At 58.0% G+C, this 16,105-nt stretch carries 13 protein-coding genes; 4 read left to right on the top strand and 9 right to left on the bottom strand.

Annotation, left to right across the window (positions count from 1 at the left end):
• Positions 1-35 precede the first annotated feature (35 nt).
• From QP994_RS05900 to QP994_RS05925, 6 genes are all read right to left on the bottom strand, one after another.
• Positions 36-1,583 (bottom strand): cell wall-binding repeat-containing protein, encoded by a 1,548-nt coding sequence (locus QP994_RS05900; protein WP_284865702.1) that lies wholly within the window; start codon positions 1,581-1,583, stop codon positions 36-38.
• A 10-nt stretch (positions 1,584-1,593) separates the two neighbouring features.
• On the bottom strand, positions 1,594-2,610 hold the full coding sequence (locus tag QP994_RS05905; RefSeq protein ID WP_284865703.1) for a 3-isopropylmalate dehydrogenase: 1,017 nt from the start codon (positions 2,608-2,610) through the stop codon (positions 1,594-1,596).
• A 61-nt stretch (positions 2,611-2,671) separates the two neighbouring features.
• A complete protein-coding gene (gene serA / locus QP994_RS05910) occupies positions 2,672-4,255 on the bottom strand; it encodes a phosphoglycerate dehydrogenase (protein ID WP_284854954.1) in 1,584 nt (527 codons plus the stop codon).
• Between the two features lie 153 nt (positions 4,256-4,408).
• Complete coding sequence (locus QP994_RS05915; RefSeq protein WP_284865704.1) at positions 4,409-5,377, bottom strand: hypothetical protein; 969 nt, start codon at positions 5,375-5,377, stop codon at positions 4,409-4,411.
• On the bottom strand, positions 5,374-7,179 hold the full coding sequence (locus tag QP994_RS05920; protein WP_284865705.1) for a GmrSD restriction endonuclease domain-containing protein: 1,806 nt from the start codon (positions 7,177-7,179) through the stop codon (positions 5,374-5,376). Before QP994_RS05920 ends, QP994_RS05915 begins: the two co-directional genes overlap by 4 nt.
• A 39-nt stretch (positions 7,180-7,218) precedes the next feature.
• Positions 7,219-8,169 (bottom strand): cation diffusion facilitator family transporter, encoded by a 951-nt coding sequence (locus QP994_RS05925; RefSeq protein WP_502870015.1) that lies wholly within the window; start codon positions 8,167-8,169, stop codon positions 7,219-7,221.
• A 224-nt stretch (positions 8,170-8,393) separates the two neighbouring features.
• On the opposite strand from QP994_RS05925, the gene QP994_RS05930 reads away from it, so the two are divergent.
• The 4 genes from QP994_RS05930 (at position 8,394) to QP994_RS05945 (ending at position 12,296) form a co-directional block, all read left to right on the top strand.
• Positions 8,394-8,810, top strand: a complete 417-nt coding sequence (locus QP994_RS05930) for a hypothetical protein (protein WP_284854957.1) — start codon at positions 8,394-8,396, stop codon at positions 8,808-8,810.
• Positions 8,811-8,946: 136 nt separating this feature from the next.
• Positions 8,947-9,279 carry a DUF2314 domain-containing protein gene (locus tag QP994_RS05935; RefSeq protein ID WP_284854958.1) on the top strand — a complete coding sequence of 111 codons (333 nt, stop codon included), beginning with the start codon at positions 8,947-8,949 and terminating at the stop codon, positions 9,277-9,279.
• A 157-nt stretch (positions 9,280-9,436) separates the two neighbouring features.
• Entirely contained in the window at positions 9,437-10,663 is a 1,227-nt protein-coding gene (locus tag QP994_RS05940) for an amidohydrolase (protein ID WP_284865755.1), read from the top strand.
• A 10-nt stretch (positions 10,664-10,673) separates the two neighbouring features.
• Positions 10,674-12,296 carry an MFS transporter gene (locus QP994_RS05945; protein WP_284865706.1) on the top strand — a complete coding sequence of 541 codons (1,623 nt, stop codon included), beginning with the start codon at positions 10,674-10,676 and terminating at the stop codon, positions 12,294-12,296.
• 161 nt (positions 12,297-12,457) lie between these two features.
• Here QP994_RS05945 and ilvC read toward each other — a convergent pair whose 3' ends face one another.
• From ilvC to QP994_RS05960, 3 genes are all read right to left on the bottom strand, one after another.
• Entirely contained in the window at positions 12,458-13,474 is a 1,017-nt protein-coding gene (ilvC, locus tag QP994_RS05950) for a ketol-acid reductoisomerase (RefSeq protein ID WP_284854960.1), read from the bottom strand.
• Between the two features lie 90 nt (positions 13,475-13,564).
• On the bottom strand, positions 13,565-14,092 hold the full coding sequence (ilvN, locus tag QP994_RS05955; protein ID WP_034664858.1) for an acetolactate synthase small subunit: 528 nt from the start codon (positions 14,090-14,092) through the stop codon (positions 13,565-13,567).
• Positions 14,093-14,094: 2 nt separating this feature from the next.
• Complete coding sequence (locus tag QP994_RS05960; RefSeq protein WP_502870018.1) at positions 14,095-15,903, bottom strand: acetolactate synthase large subunit; 1,809 nt, start codon at positions 15,901-15,903, stop codon at positions 14,095-14,097.
• Between the last annotated feature and the right edge of the window lie 202 nt (positions 15,904-16,105).

Consider the following 16,105-nt stretch of genomic DNA (forward strand, 5'->3'; position numbering starts at 1 on the left):
TTTGACCATTTTGGTTTCCAGCATGAAACAGATATCTACTGGTAGCTAACAAACCACGGGCGTGGCTGAACCTGCGTGTAGGTCTGCTCCGGAGTGAACATCGGCTTGTCCTCGTCAATGAAGTTTTTCCATGCAACGAAGAATCGCGGGTCGAGATTCTCCAGGAGGATATTCCAGGTATCAAACTTTTCGCCCGGTGAGCCATGTCCATCCGCATGCAGGATGAACGACAATTCTGGGTGATCTGTATTGATGTTGTGCCGATCCGGCAGCATAGCTACCTGGAACTGATGCACGATGAGGGCCTTCTGGGGCAGATCATGCTTGCGTGTCAGGTCAGCCAGCCATTGCGTCACCTCATTAATTTCCGCGGCTTCTGCGGAACCGACCTGTGCGGCTGGGGTTTGTCCCGGCTGAAGCTTCCACTCCGGATCCAGTGCCAAACCGACATTCGGGCGCTTCAACAGATCCTTATACAGCACAGCCTGGTCCTTGAACGTGGCCAGTCCCGGTTGCAAGTCAATCACTGCATACCCACCGGCCTCCGTAATCGCATCGATGTACGGCACGAGGTCAGCTGGATCTGTTTCGTTGGTGAAGTTGCCATCGTCCCCGGGCCCGCCCGCTGCCACGGTGGCAATGACCTCGAAGGCCGGGATGACGGTCTCATTGGTGTGCTCGCGGTATTGGTCCACCCAGTTCTGCGCCACCTGAACCGCTTCGGCCGGTGGCTGCTCCCCCATCTGCCCCAATGCTGGACCAGACGGGTGGCCATACAAAGCAACCATCCGACGGCCTGGGAAGACCAAACCACCGCCGCCTGGCAGTTCACCGTTAGCAGCCATGTCTACCGCCCCACGGAAATACTCCGAGGAACCAAAGTCTTGGCCTAAGGCGAGGGCTTTCTTGCCTTTCACCTGATCCATCGATTCCCGGGTCACGCGGGGATCCGGGTGGGATAAGACGGTGACAGGGATGCGTTTAGCAGTGGCAGTCGCTGCTGCTGCCAAGGAGGTCGCCTCGGTAGCAAGAACTGGGGTATTGCTTTCTTTCGTAGCCGCTGCTCCACGTTTGATGATCTGAGTGATGCCGTGGCCTTCACCGGGCTCGATGGGCAGAGTTTCGTCGATAAGCGCTACATCCTCAGCATCCTCTTCGAGTTCCACGGAAGCGTCTGCAGGATCCTCTGATGAAACCTGAATTCGGCGTTGTACACCAAGGCGCGAGATCTCAGTCTCCACTGCATCTTTTGAGCCTGGTTGGCGGATGAGCATTGGCGCGCCGAGGTCCACAGCGATACCCGCTGCTTTCAGCTGAGCATCATGGGACGGCGCCGAAATAACCACGTCATCAGAGGTTTCAAAGAATGCCCTAGAGGCGTCGATCCCTGTCCCATCGGCATCCCCGAGCACGGTGGAGCCGTCTTCGAGCACTGCCTGAAGCAGAGTATCGGTCTCTGACAATCGCTCAACATCGGATTCAGGTTTCGTTGTACACGCAACACCGCCCAGTCCCACGGCGAGACTGACTGCGACAGCAGCGACAGTACGGACCACATGGACTCGGCGGTGAGATGCACGCATGGGCCGAAGCCTACTTGAGAGCCTCAGCGATCCTTGTGCCGACCTGCTCCGTTGCAATTGGCTCATCACCACGCTGGGACACATCCTGGGCCACAGCGTCTTCGATGCGAACCGCGTTGTCCTCATCACCCAACCAGCGCAGCATCATGGCCACAGACAGGATCATGGCGGTGGGATCAGCAATCCCCTGCCCGGCGATGTCAGGGGCGGAGCCGTGGACTGGCTCGAACATGGACGGATTCGTCCGGGATGCGTCAATGTTGCCCGAGCAGGCCTGGCCGACGCCACCGGTGACAGCGCCAGCCAGATCGGTGATGATGTCGCCGAAGAGGTTGTCGGTCACGATGACGTCATAGCGCTCCGGGCCAGTGACCAAGTAGATGGTCGCGGCGTCGATGTGGTTGTAATCGATCTCCACCTCCGGATACTCCGCAGCAACGTCGTTGACGGTGTTCTGCCAGAGAGCGCCCGCATTGGTCAACACATTGGTCTTGTGCACGAGCGTGAGCTTCTTACGGCGCGCCATCGCTGTTTCAAAACCATGGCGCACGAGGCGTTCAACCCCGTAGCGCGTGTTTTGCGAAACCTCACATGCGACCTCAGCCGGGGTCCCCTGACGCAGAGTACCGCCATTACCGCAGTACAAACCTTCAGTTCCCTCGCGCACCACAACGAAATCGATGTTGCCGGGGTTTGCCAACGGACTTACTGCCGTCGGGTACAGCTTCGAAGGCCGCAGGTTAACAAAGTGATCGAGCTTGAAACGCAACGGCAACAGCAGACCACGCTCCAGCACTCCGGCCGGCACCCGCTCCGGATCACCAATCGCACCGAGCAGGATGGCATCGTGCTCACGCAGGCTTGCCAGGTCCTCCTCTGTCAACAACTCGCCATTGCGGAGGTAGCGGCGGGCACCCAAGTCGTACTCCGTGAATTCAACATCCTGGCGCACAGCATTGAGTACCTTGAGGCCCTCAGCCATCACCTCGGGGCCGATTCCGTCGCCAGCAATCACTGCGATGTTCATATTGTGTGTGACCTTTCTTCCCGTCGAGGGTGGCTGAAGAGCTGTTACGTGCAATGGCTGTTTAGTCCAGAACCAGCTGGAAGCTGGATGCCTGGATGGAGTCGGCGATGGACTGCTCCAGATCTTCCGGGATCTCAGATTCGACACGGAGGATGAGGAAGGCGCCGTCGCCCTTAACCGCCTGGGTCAGGGCAGCAGCCTCAATGTTGATGCCCTGCTCACCCAGTTGGCTGCCCACCTTGCCCAGTGCACCAGGCTGATCGGTGTAGGACAGGAAGAGGTTACGGCCCTCTGCGCGCATGTCCACGCCACGACCGTTGATGCGCACGATCTTCTCCACATGCTCAAGGCTGGTCAGCGCACCCTCAACGGTCGCGGTGTCACCATTGGCGGAGACGACTTGAACCTCGAGGGTGGAACGGTGGCCACGGGACTCAGTTGCCACACCGGACTCCATCTCAAGGCCACGGGCCTTGGCAATAGCCGGGGCGTTGACGAAGGTGACGGGCTCCTCCACGATGCCGGAGAACAGACCACGTACAGCAGACAGTGCCAGCGTGGAGGGGTCCTCGGTGGAGAGCTCACCGCGGGCGGTGACGCGGAGGGACACCGGGGCGTCATCAAGCAGGTTGCCTGCGAGGAGTCCGAGCTTGCGTGCGAGCTCGAGCCATGCGGCGACCTCTTCGCCTACAGCACCGCCGATGACGTTGACAGCATCCGGGACGAACTCGCCGGCGAGCGCCTTAAGCACGGAATCTGCAACATCCGTGCCTGCGCGGTCCTGCGCCTCAGCGGTAGACGCACCCAGGTGCGGGGTGACAACCACCTCGTTCAGTGCGAACAGTGGGGAGTCCGTGCACGGCTCGGTGGCGTACACGTCAAAGCCGGCACCGCGGATCTTTCCGTTAGCAATGGCATCAGCCAGTGCCTGCTCATCTACCAGGCCACCGCGGGCGGCGTTGATGATGATTTGGCCTTCCTTCGCCTTTGCCAGAAGCTCTGCGTTGAACATTCCCTGCGTTTCCTTGGTCTTGGGCAGGTGAATGGTGACAAAGTCAGCGCGGGAAACAAGCTCTTCCAGCTCAACCAATTCGACGCCAAGCTGTGCGGCACGGGCGGGGTTGGCATACGGGTCATACGCGATGACGGTGGTTTCAAAAGCGGAAAGACGCTGCGCAAAGAGCTGACCGATGTGGCCAAACCCGACGATGCCCACGGTCTTGCCAAAGATTTCTACACCCTTGAAGGAGGAGCGCTTCCATTCCCCATCGCGGAGGGTTTTGTCCGCAGCCGGAATCTGGCGTGCGGTGGACAGAAGCAGAGCAATAGCGTGCTCACATGCGGAGTGAATGTTGGAGGTCGGCGCGTTGACCACCATGACGCCACGCTGGGTTGCGGTGTCTACGTCGACGTTGTCTAGGCCCACACCGGCACGCCCAACGATGCGCAGGTTCGGCGCGGCTTCAAGGACCTCCGCATCAACAGTGGTTGCGGAGCGAACGAGCAATGCCTCTGCCTCGGGCACAGCAGCGAGGAGCTCAGCGCGGTTCGGACCGTCTACCCAGCGCACCTCCACTGCATCTCCAAGTGCGTCCACGGTGGACTGGGCGAGTTTGTCTGCAATGAGGACAACGGGTTTAGACACGGTCTTTACTTCTCCTGCTATGTGGGTTGGTGCACACGGACGTGCATTCGCTTCTGGCAGCGTCGATTATTTTATTCACACTGCCGTGTATTCCCCTATTTCAGGGTTCTATTTCATGCAGGATCGCTTATCGACGTCCCCCAAGCCCCTCCCTCACAGAACCTGCGGCAACTTCTCCACCCCAGCAAACCTCCGGGTATCTGCGGATGCCTCCGCTTCCCTGATCCGGGTCCGAAGCTCCTCGTCTGTGCCGAATTCTGGGCCAAGAGCAATGAGTGGCTTATCCGCAAGTCCTGCCATGACCAGCAGTGCGCGGTCATCGGCTCTGGGGTCAGGGCTATCCACTACATAAACGTCCGCGCCAAAACCTCGTGCAGTAGCAATAGCGGCGAGAGGGCTCGAAGCAAGGGCAATCACGTGAGGTGCCATCTCAGCATTCTGGCGTGATTGAAGCGGGACAACGCCTTCCTTTGCCTCTTCTTCTACGTGCTGCTCTCCCCCATAGCCACTTTTCAGCCACACCGGATCATTGGGATCCAGACCCGCAACCGCTGCAGCAGCATCCTCAGGCGCATCCACAATTTTTTCGCTGAACTGCAGCGCTGTCGCTTTCTCTAAGGCTTCCAATCCGCCGGGATCCCGGATCACCGTGAGCTTCTCCGAATAGTTGAGCACCGGCACATCCCCCACCGCAAAGACGGTGTGCGCACCTAAACGTTCGATCTCCTGCACAACAGCCGCATGATGGTCACTCGAGTACACCACCATCGGCGCATGCGCGACCACCGCGAGCGTGGCAGCGCGCAGCTGGGATTGCGGGTCACCGTCGCTGATGATTAATACCTCGGAGATGTCAAAGAAGATCTTGGAAGCCTCAAAACCCCACGGATCATCCAACACGACCGGGGTTGGAGCAAAGCTTTCAGAGACATGGTTTGAACGGTTCACTGTGCGTGCTTGCTGCAGGAGTGGATGCACCGTCGTTGTTGGCGCGGTCACCGTCGAGTCTTGCCCAGTCACGTCCTCTTCAGCAGCCCCGCATGCAACGAGCCCCAGCGCAAGACAGATGGCTGCACCAAGTGCCGATGCTGCCTTAGCCAATGTGTTGATTACCTTGGTCACTCGTCCCCGTTGTCTTCGCTGTTTTCACTGTCTGTGTTCCAAGCACTGACGTTACCGTCACGCACTACGGGTTTGTCCATGGCGTATTCAATCATCCCGATGAAGCGTTCTGCCCGGTCAGCAAAGAATGCTTGCCAATGGGACGTCAGCAGATATTCGGGCTCCAATTCGTGCGTTGCCAAAACCGAATCAAACTCAGAATCTTCCATGATGGCCTTGGATTGCAGCCGCGACAGATACCGCTTCGGGGCGCCACTTTCCATCACCCTTTCAGTGCGTTTGCCAAGGGGCGTGCGGTTGAGCACCGAATCTGCGAGTTGTTCATCGACCCCCTGTGCGCGACAGTAGCCGGCCGGGAAAACCTGATAGAAATCTGGTTCCAGCTCAACCACGCTTGTTGAGTCAAAAGTCTTGCCGGTACGCCAATCACGTGCACCCCGCGCCATGAGCAGTGAATAAATTCCCCGGTACACCGCCGAATCAGGCCCGGCGGTGAGCAGGCGTGACTGTGCAAACTGCGCATCCTTCACCGTCTTTGGCACCTGATCGGTGGCGCCCATCGCCCACGGGGTCACCTGATCCACGTCAATTCCTGCCCGAATTGACGGCGCATGTGCACCATAAAGTTCACCGAACACACCGCACCAGAACCACTGGTTGATGCGGTCAGTCATGGTCTGCGCATCGCAACTGGCTCCAGCAGAATCCCTGCTCAAGCGCGCAAGGATGACGGCCAAGGGAACGAGTTGGTGCGAATACGGCACTTGATCCACGCTGAAAATGCACCGCTCTTCCAGGAACTGTGCGGTGCGCTCAAAAGCCTCGACCAGTTCGCGTGAGGCCCAGAGGTAATCCTCCAAAGACAGGTTGAGCACGTCCCCGCGGTGACCGCGCGACGGACCGGTGATGCTGGACACCAACAGTGAGACACCGCGCAGGAACCGCACGCGGTCGATCTCATCTAACGCCGGATGTTTGCGTAATGCTTTCTCACATTGCGCCCAATGTTCGGCGAGAACAAACGTAGGATCCTCAAGGGCAAAGCTGGCAGTGAGCAGCTCGAAGACATCCATCGACACGCCCTGCGAATTGGCCTGTGCAAAGATCTGTCCCACACCAATCTGGGAGGTGCCCCGGTCCAGCCGTGTCATCGGAATGTCATAAGCAGCCAACGGCCGTAGCACTCGGCGATGAAATTCTTTCACGCTTTCGCGCAGCACAGGGTCATCCGTATTCGCCGCCATGTCGAAGAGCAAGTCATTGCCTTCCTCCCACAACAGGGAGGACACCGGTACCACATAGTTCTCCACCATCGTTTCCCGCGAGGTGATACCCCCGGGGATATCAGGCCCGAAGTGGGAGCGGATGCCCCCGTCATCGTCGATAGCAAAAATTGCTTCTTCCGGGATGGGCTCGGATTGCACAGCGAGGCGCACGTCGACGAAGAAACGTCGATAAATGCTCCGCCCGCGGAAATCCAAGACCTCCACGCGGCCATCACCCTGGAAAGCCAAGTACAAGGACGACAGGCGCTGTTGACCATCGAGCAGGAGCAAACCTGGCTGACTATCAGTAGCTGGCGCGCCAGGAAGTGGCTGCGGGCTGAAGCGCATGGGCACATTTCGTGTATCCAGCGCCAGAAGGGTTCCCACTGGATAACCACGCAGAACCGTGGATATAAGCAAGCGCGTACGGTCCACGTCCCACAAGTAGGTGTGCTGGAAATCAGGAATCTGAAGCTCGCCACGCTCGGCGCGTGCGAACAAGTCGGTCAAGGAGTAGCTCGGCGTTGTAAACCCCATGTGCCTAACTGTAGAGGACACCAACACTTTGAGCTGGGTCTAAAGAGTTTCCCGTGCCTCCTCAGGTGCGCACACCACTTCATGGTTCACGTGTCCTGGCGGTTCAATCTGAATGGTTGCGTGATCAACCCCCAGCTCTGCGAGCTTCGCTTGCGCACGGTCCAGCAGAAACCCATGATCCGCACGCGTAATCAGGTGCACGGTGCACAGAACGTTATTGCCACTCATCGACCACAGGTGAAGATCATGGATCCCCTCCACGCCGTCCAACGCCAGCAGCTCGTTAGCCACCTCATCGGGGTCGAAGCCTTCGGGAACACGCTCAAGCAGAATGCTTGTCGACGTCTTGAGTAACTCCCACGCCCTCGGCAACACCATCCCAGCAATGATGAGGGACGCGATCACGTCCGCCGCCTGGAAGCCGGTGGTGGCGATAACAATGCCGGCCACGATGACAGCCACTGAGCCAGCCATGTCCACCAGAACGTGAAGGTATGCACCTTCCACATTGATGGAGTCCTTGCGCTGGCGATGCAGCACGAGCGCCGATGCCGCATTGGCAATCAAACCAATAACGGCAATGATGATCATCGTGCGGCTGGCAATCTCTACGCCACGCCCAAGTCGCGATACTGCCTCGTAGACGATCCACAATGACACCACGCCCACCGTCACAGCATTCACCGCTGCGGCAAGAACTTCAGCCCGGCGGTACCCAAAGGTGGCAAAACGAGACACTTGTTTCCGCCCGATGAGCACAGCAACGAGGGCGATAATCATCCCCGTGGCATCAGACAGCATGTGCATCGCATCTGCCAACAACGCCATCGAACCAGATAACCAGCCACCGATAAGCTCCGCGAAGAAAACAACACCGGTAATAGTCAGCGCGATGACAAGCGAACGCACCGAGGCATCCATGGCAACCGCCCCACCGTGATCATGGTGGTGATGAGAGTGTCCATGAGAGGACGCACTGTGATCTTTCATGACCTCACTTTATGACAATTCAACACTTATTGAAAGTCTATTGAAAATAGGGTGGCCTAACACAACGACCAGGAACGTTCCCCACCTGCTTTAATTCAGCACGCATTGCAATCCACCCACGACACAGCTCACTGCAAAGTGAAAAGAAAACCTCACGTAGCCCAAAAACTTGTTAGCGTGGACATTCGATTACTTACAACAGATTATTGGAAGGTAGACCACACATGACTCACCAGAATCCAAACGACGAGACACGTATCCAGGACCAGGTTCTGCCGGAGGAGTCCCACACCGAGTCGATTCCACTCGCCACAGGTGCTGGCTACGCCGAGAACCCCACTACCACTGACGCCAACGGCGGTGGCTGGTGGAAGTGGCTGCTCGGCCTGATTGCCTTAGCCTTGCTTGGCTGGCTCATCTGGGCTCTGGCCACGGGTTCCGGTGAAGAATCCCCGACGGAGCCGTCCACCACCATCGTGGGCACCACCACCATCAACGTGACCACCACCGTCGCCCCTGCTGAGGATGCTCCGGCACCGGCTGAAGGCGAACCGGGCGATGGCGCTCCTGCGGAGGACGCTCCGGCACCGGCCGAGGACGCTCCCACACCGGTTGAGGAAGCGCCAGCACCGGCCAACTAAGTCGCCGCACTTTCGCGGGCTCGAAGGGAATCCACTCCCCTTCGGGCCCGTTTTCTATGCCCTATATGTCCTAGATGCCGTCAGTCGTCCAATGTGAAAAACGGGGCATGTCCTAACCATCTGAAAGAATGCGCGCATGACTAACGAATACTGTGAAATGCCTACGCCTGTTGACTATCACCTCGACAACGCCGAGCAGCTACACGCCGCAAACCCCTTCACGTTTGAGATCCCTCACCGGATCAAACGAGAGAACCTTGCCACCGGCGTTTTAGTGAAGCTCGTGTTCCTTCTTGACGATCCTCCAGCGGGTCAACCGAATGGTGAACGCATGTGGGCGAAGGTTGCAGCCCAGCAAGGCAGAAACTATGTCGGTGAACTGCATAACCAGCCCGCGTTAGTGCGCGGTGCCAAGCTTGGGGATTTCATCGAATTCGGGCCAGAACACGTTATTGACATTCACGAGTAGTAGCGAGTCCTGATCCACCCGGTTTTAGCAAGCCCTAAAGCTGTGAAAAATCTCATATTCTATGGAAACGTTTCCTGAATATTCTTTTACCGGCAGGTTAAAGGCATGATCTAGCCTGCACTAAAGCTGAGAATGGGCGTACCGTGAAAGTACGTCCATCAATATAGAGCCTGTCAAGAAGATATTGGGGGATCTCCCATCCACCCAATCCGACCGCGAAGAACTGTACAAGTTTTTTCACCAACACCCTGAGCTGTCTATGCAGGAGCACGGCACTGCAGATCGGATTGTTCAAGAGCTCGAAGGTTCAGGCATATCCACTACTCGCATCGGTGAAACCGGTGTGCTCGCCACCATCGAGAACGGTGACGGTCCGATCGTGGCTATGCGCGCGGATATTGACGCGCTGCCCGTAAAGGAAGTCTCAGGCAAGGATTACGCTTCCACGGCAACGCAGGTTGATCAGAAGACTGGCGTAGAGGTCTCCGTTGCTCACGCTTGTGGGCACGACTTCCACCTCATGTCGCTGATCACCGCGTTGCAGGCCTTCAACGCGCATAAAGATCAGTGGGCAGGCACCTTCATCGGTGTCTTCCAACCCGCTGAAGAGACTGCCGAAGGTGCCCGCGCCATGCTCGAAGAAAACCTGAAAGAGGTCATGCCCCGCCCGGATGTCTATCTCGGCCAGCATGTGCTCGCCAGCCTTCCGGGCGGTTACGTGGGCACGCGCCCAGGTCCAGTGCTCTCCTCGGCTTTCTCGGTAAAAGTTGTCGTACACGGCAAAGGTTCCCACGGCTCCATGCCAGAACTTGGTGTTGATCCAGTGATGCTGGCCTCCACCATTGTGATGCGACTGCAGACGATTGTCTCGCGCGAGGTGGCAGCCAAGGAGACGGCGGTAGTGACCGCGGGAGCGATCCATGCGGGCACGAAATCCAACATCATTACGGATTCCGCGGAACTGCTCATCAATACCCGGGCGTACAACAGTGCGGTGAGCGAGCACCTCAAGGAAGCAATCGAACGCATCGTTCGCGCCGAGTGTGTTGCGGCGCGAAGCCCGCAAGAGCCTGAGTTCACTTACTACGACCGCTATCCGCTCACCGACAACGACGGGGATGCCACCAGCACTGTGCGCGAGGCATTCGACGCCTACTTTGGCGATGAGGCCTGCGACCTCGATGCCGTCCCCGCCTCCGAAGATTTTTCCATCATTCCTGATGCGCTCGGTGTGCCATACACCTACTGGGGCCTCGGTGGCTTCGCTGACTTGAGCAAAGCCGTGGGGAACCACAATCCTGCTTTCGCACCGGACCTCCAACCCACCCTTGATCGTGGCGCTGAAGCAGTTGTTGTTGCAACGTCCGCATGGCTGACCAAGTAAGGATTCCATGATGTCAACATCACTTCAATCAGTCCAAAAGGCCAAAGAGTTCAAAGATAATGATTCTGCCCTCCTCGGCATTGTCCTTGCCGTGATCACCTTCTGGCTTTTTGCTCAGACAACACTGAATATTGGTCCGGCGATGGGCCAAGATATTGGCACACCTCCTACCATCATGAACATCGCCATCTCCCTGTCCGCATTGTTCTCCGGCATGTTCATCGTTGTTGCTGGTGGCTTTGCTGACCGCATCGGGCGTGTCCGGATGACCAATATTGGTAACATCCTGGGCATCATCGGTTCCCTCCTCGTCGGTTTTGCTATCACCGGCGGCGTGCGCAATACGATGCTCATCATTGGCCGCGTCCTGCAAGGCGTGTCAGCAGCGTGCATCATGCCTGCAACGATGGCACTGCTGAAGACCTACTGGCAGGGTACTGACCGACAACGCGCAGTATCCATGTGGTCGATCGGTTCCTGGGGTGGCTCTGGCCTGGCTGCAATCTTTGGCGGGTTCATGGCCTCCACACCCCTTGGATGGCGCTCCATCTTCATCATCAGCGCACTCATCTCTGTGGTCTCTATCCTGCTCATGCGACAGATTCCGGAGGATGCTCCTGCAAGGGACTCTGGTGCGAAGACGGATGTGCCCGGCATCATCACCCTGGCAACCTTTGTGTTGACACTGCTGCTGGTGGTCACCCAAGGCGCAAACATTGGTTGGACCAGCTGGATTACATGGACGCTGTTGGCAGTATCCATCCTCTCGCTGACCGCCTTTATCCGCGTTGAGAACCACGCCGAGGCTCCTCTGGTTGACTTCACCTTGTTCAAGAACCCGGTGTTCACCGGTGCCACGATCTCTAACCTGATGATCAACGCAACGGCTGGCCTTATTCCTGTCACCCTGTGGGTCTTGCAGGATGCTGCCGGTATGGACGCGGCAAAGGCTGGCTACTACACGCTGGGCTACGCGATCTTCATCATCGCTTTCATCCGCGTCGGTGAGAAATTGCTGCAGAAGTTCGGCGCCAAGAAACCGATGATGTGGGGTGCGATGATCGTCATCGTCTCCATTGTTCTGCTCATGGGCACCAATGTGATGACTCAGACGTACCTCATCCTGTCGGTGATCGCCTTCAGCCTGTTTGGCCTGGGCCTGGCTTTCTACGCCACTCCGTCGACGGATGCAGCACTGAGCGCACTTCCAGATGAGCAGGCTGGCGCAGGCTCCGGCGTGTACAAGATGGCATCTTCTCTCGGTGCAGCTTTTGGCGCCGCTATCCCGACGACCATCTACACCGTCATGTCTTCCTCCGACTCGATCCTTTTGGGCAACGCACTCGAGTTTTCCGGTCGCCAAGACAACGCCGTTGTACGCGAAGCAGCAATGTTCGGCTTGGGTGCAACGCTCATCATGGCGCTGATCGCCCTGTCCTCCATCATCCTGTTCGTTCCGAGTGACGCTGGTAGCAAGAAGTCCGACAAGGCAACTACAAAGGCCACGGAACTTCTCGCTGCTGCCGAGGAAGAAATCGCCGCTGCCGAAGAAAAGATTGCCAAGGCACAAGAAGAAGCACGCCTGGCACGTCAACGCTACAAGGAAGCACAAGAAGCTTTGACGCACGAGTAGTACTTCGGCCTTTGCGCTTCTCCCCCACTTTCCGAGCTGAGAAATCAGTTCGGAGGGTGGGGGAATTGTTATGGGAAGGAATGACAAAACCGCCTGGAGCTATCCGGTTCGAACCCGGATTCCAGGCGGTTTAGGTTTGCCACACAGTGCGGCGGAGCTGATTAACGCGCGGTATCGGTCAGCGGGTTCTGCACCCAGGACATCATGTCACGCAGCTCAGCACCGGTCTTCTCAATCGGGTGCTGGGAGATCTTTGCGCGCAGGTCCTCGAGTTCCTTGTTGCCACCCTCGACGTTGGCAATGAGGCGACGGGTGAACTCACCGGACTGGATGTCCTTGAGTACCTCACGCATGCGCTCCTTGGCACCAGCGTCAACAACGCGTGGGCCGGACAGGTAGCCACCGAACTCAGCGGTGTCGGACACCGAGTAGTTCATGTTGGCAATGCCACCTTCGTAGATCAGGTCAACGATGAGCTTGATCTCGTGCAGGCACTCGAAGTACGCCATCTCCGGTTCGTAGCCAGCCTCAGTCAGAACATCGAAGCCGTTCATGATCAGCTCTTCCAGGCCACCGCAGAGAACAGCCTGCTCACCGAACAGGTCGGTGACGGTCTCAGCCTCGAAGGTGGTCGGGATGACACCGGCGCGAGCGCCACCGATGGCTGCAGCGTAGGACAGAGCCAGGTCGCGGCCATTGCCCTTCGGGTCCTGCTCAATAGCAATCAAGCACGGCACACCTTTGCCGTCGACGAAGGTGCGGCGAACGAGGTGTCCCGGCCCCTTCGGCGCAACCATGCCGACGATGATGTTGTCAGCCGGCTCGATGAGCTTGAAGTGGATGTTCAGGCCGTGGCCGAAGAACAGTGCATCGCCGTCATTGAGGTTCGGCTCAATGTCGTTCTTGAAAATCTCGGCCTGGGAGGTGTCCGGAGCCAGCAGCATGATCACATCTGCCCATGCAGCGGCATCGGCGTTGGACTTGACCTCAAAGCCAGCCTCGCGAGCCTTCTCCGCGGACTTGGAGCCCTCGCGCAGCCCCACAACAACCTCAACGCCAGACTCACGCAGGTTCTGTGCGTGGGCGTGACCCTGGGAGCCGTAACCAATCACGGCAACCTTGCGGCCCTGGATGATGGACAGATCAGCATCGTTGTCGTAAAAGACTTCAATAGCCATGAGCGAACCTTTCAAATTCTGTGAGATGTGCCAATCGCACGTCCCACTATACGGGACGCGCGTCTAACTATGTGAGACGGGGGTGGAAAATTATTTAGAGGGCGCCAGCGTCTTCGGACCCCGGTTAAGCGCCACGCGGCCGGACTGAACTAGCTCACGGATACCAAATGGCTCGAGGACATCCAGCAAAGCGCGCAGCTTGCTCGACGTACCGGTGGCTTCGATAACAACGGAATCCGGCGCAACGTCTACCACGCGTGCACGGAAAATATTCGCGGCATCCACAACCTGCGGACGGTTGCTGTTGTTCGCATTCACCTTCACCAGCATGAGAGAACGCGCAACGGTCGACTCTTCTTCCAGGCGCAGAACCTTGAGCACGTTCACGAGCTTGTTCAGCTGTTTGGTGATCTGCTCCACCGCATGCTCCGAGGCATCAACCACAACGGTGATGCGGTGAATACCCGGTGTTTCCGTCTTCGCAGAAGTCAAGGAAACAAGGTTGAAACCACGACGTGTAAACATTGCGGTCACGCGGGTGATGATGCCTTCGACGTCCTGAACCAGCACGGACAGGACGCTACGAGTCACGTCGTCATAAAGATGATTAGTAGTCATGCTTAGTTCTCCTCGTCGTTGTCGTCATCAATCGCCTCAGCGATCGTCTCGTGGATGTCTGCGGGGGATTCGCCGGCAGAGAGTTCCTCGTCGAAAAGCGGGCGCAGATCACGCGCGTACTGAATCTCAGAGTTGGAGCTTCCAGCAGCAATCATCGGCCACACCTGTGCGTTCTCACCGACAACGAAGTCAATGACAACCGGGCGGTCATTGATCTCACGGGCACGTTTGATAGCCGGCAGGACCTCTTCTTCCGTGGTCACACGGATCGCCTCAGCACCCAGAGCTGCGGCCAGCCCCAGGAAGTCCGGAACATACGTGGTGTCCTGGTGCAGCTTGGTGTGCGAGTAGTGGCCGTCATAGAACAGCGTCTGCCACTGACGCACCATACCCAGGTTGCCGTTGTTGATCAGGGCAACTTTGAAGGGGAATCCCTCCACTGCAGCGGTGGTGATTTCCTGGTTGGTCATCTGGAAACAACCATCACCGTCAATCGCCCAGACTTCCTTGTCCGGGCAACCTGCCTTCGCGCCGAGTGCAGCTGGGACGGCGAAGCCCATCGTGCCCAGACCACCGGAGTTGAGCCAGGTGCGTGGATGCTCGAAGTCGAGGAACTGTGCGGACCACATCTGGTGCTGGCCAACACCAGCAACGTAGATGGCATCGGGGCCAACTTCCTTAGACAGGGTCTCAATGACAAACTGCGGAGACAGGGTGCCGTCCGCATGCTTCTCGTAGCCGCGCGGGAAGCGCGTCTTCATATCGCCGAGGTACTCCATCCACTCGTCGATCTTCGGGGTGGAGATCTTCTTGCCCTTCTTGAAGGCCTCCGTCAACTGGCCGATAACCTCTCGCGCGTCACCCACGATCGGAACATCGGCAACGCGGATCTTGCCAATCTCAGCTGGGTCCACATCAGCGTGGATGACCTTGGCATCCGGGGCGAAGTGCTCTGGGTCGCCCGTCACGCGATCGTCGAAACGCGCACCCAGAGTGATCAGCAGATCAGCCTTCTGCAGCGCTGCAACTGCCGGAACCGTTCCGTGCATGCCCGGCATACCCATGTACTGCGGGTGGTGCGACGGGAAAGCGCCCAGAGCCATGAGCGTAGTCACAACGGGCAGGCCGGTCAGCTCAGCGAACTCGCGGAGCTCCTTAGCAGCGTTAGCCTTGATAATGCCACCGCCGGCGTAGATGACTGGGCGCTCCGCCTCAGCGATCATCTTCGCCGCCTGAGTGATCTGACGGTTGTGCGGCTTCGTGGTCGGCTTATACCCCGGCAGATCAACCACCGGTGGCCATTCGAAGTCCAGCTCAGCGTTCTGGATGTCCTTGGGAAAATCCACGAGGACAGGGCCTGGGCGGCCGGTGGACGCAAGGTGGAATGCCTCAGCCAACGCCTTAGGAATGTCCTCCACGCGAGTCACCATGATGTTGTGCTTTGTAATCGGCATGGTGATGCCGCGGATGTCTGCTTCCTGGAACGCATCCGTACCCAGCAAAGCAGTGCCCACCTGACCGGTGATGGCCACGATGGGAACCGAGTCCAAGTAAGCATCTGCTAGGGCGGTAACAAGGTTGGTTGCGCCCGGGCCTGAGGTGGCCAGGCACACACCGACCTTGCCGGAAGCGAGTGCGTAACCCTCAGCGGCATGCCCAGCACCTTGTTCATGGCGCACGAGGACGTGGCGCAACTTCTTGGCGGCAAACAGGGCATCATATAGCGGAAGCACCGCTCCCCCTGGAATACCGAAAACAATGTCCGTGCCCAGCTCCTCAAGACTGCGGACGATCGCCTCCGCACCTGTCATGCGTTCGGGCTGCTTTTTCTGTGACGCTGCCACTATTCCCTCAAACTCCTTATGTGAGGCCTTTTCGGTGTTTTACCAGACTTAATCACACCCAGTTAGTAGGCGTGATCTTGGGGTGACCAACAACAAAGCCCCCGCTTACTTAGCGGGGGCGCTTGCTGTACTTGACCGTTTGTGAAACCGGCTCCGATGCTACGAGAGC

This window comes from Corynebacterium sp. MSK044 (assembly GCF_030232825.1).
Taxonomy (GTDB): Bacteria; Actinomycetota; Actinomycetes; order Mycobacteriales; family Mycobacteriaceae; genus Corynebacterium.

Coding starts and splice junctions, on each gene's coding strand:
- QP994_RS05900 (WP_284865702.1), bottom strand. CDS start 1,583: ATGCGTGCATCTCACCGCCGAGTCCATGTGGTCCGTACTGTCGCTGCT.
- QP994_RS05905 (WP_284865703.1), bottom strand. CDS start 2,610: ATGAACATCGCAGTGATTGCTGGCGACGGAATCGGCCCCGAGGTGATG.
- QP994_RS05920 (WP_284865705.1), bottom strand. CDS start 7,179: ATGGGGTTTACAACGCCGAGCTACTCCTTGACCGACTTGTTCGCACGC.
- QP994_RS05925 (WP_502870015.1), bottom strand. CDS start 8,169: ATGAAAGATCACAGTGCGTCCTCTCATGGACACTCTCATCACCACCAT.
- QP994_RS05930 (WP_284854957.1), top strand. CDS start 8,394: ATGACTCACCAGAATCCAAACGACGAGACACGTATCCAGGACCAGGTT.
- QP994_RS05935 (WP_284854958.1), top strand. CDS start 8,947: ATGACTAACGAATACTGTGAAATGCCTACGCCTGTTGACTATCACCTC.
- QP994_RS05945 (WP_284865706.1), top strand. CDS start 10,674: ATGTCAACATCACTTCAATCAGTCCAAAAGGCCAAAGAGTTCAAAGAT.
- ilvC (WP_284854960.1), bottom strand. CDS start 13,474: ATGGCTATTGAAGTCTTTTACGACAACGATGCTGATCTGTCCATCATC.
- ilvN (WP_034664858.1), bottom strand. CDS start 14,092: ATGACTACTAATCATCTTTATGACGACGTGACTCGTAGCGTCCTGTCC.
- QP994_RS05960 (WP_502870018.1), bottom strand. CDS start 15,903: ATGACAGGTGCGGAGGCGATCGTCCGCAGTCTTGAGGAGCTGGGCACG.